Below are 287 nucleotides of genomic sequence, written 5' to 3' on the forward strand. Positions count from 1 at the left end.
ACGTGGCCGATGGTCCAGTCGGTGTAGTGGGAGAGGGCGTTGACGGTCTTGATCGCCATCATCGGGCCTTCGAAGGTGGACATGCCGTAGAAGGCCAGGGACACCACCAGGAAGCGCAGGATCGGGTCGTCGCGCAGCTTATGCCAGGCCCCGGAGAGGGTCATCATGCCGTTGATCATGCCGCCCCAGCTCGGTGCCAGGAGGATCAGCGACATCACCATGCCCAGCGACTGCGCCCAGTCCGGCAGCGCGGTGTAGTGCAGGTGGTGCGGGCCGGCCCAGATGTA

At 65.2% G+C, this 287-nt stretch carries 1 protein-coding gene; it reads right to left on the reverse strand.

Annotation, left to right across the window (positions count from 1 at the left end; genetic code table 11):
* A partial coding sequence (locus tag HMPREF2886_RS05460) for a cbb3-type cytochrome c oxidase subunit I (protein WP_047938529.1) occupies positions 1 to 287 on the reverse strand: 287 nt, incomplete at both ends.

Source organism: Pseudomonas sp. HMSC066A08, assembly GCF_001813025.1.
Lineage (GTDB): Bacteria > Pseudomonadota > Gammaproteobacteria > Pseudomonadales > Pseudomonadaceae > Pseudomonas > Pseudomonas aeruginosa.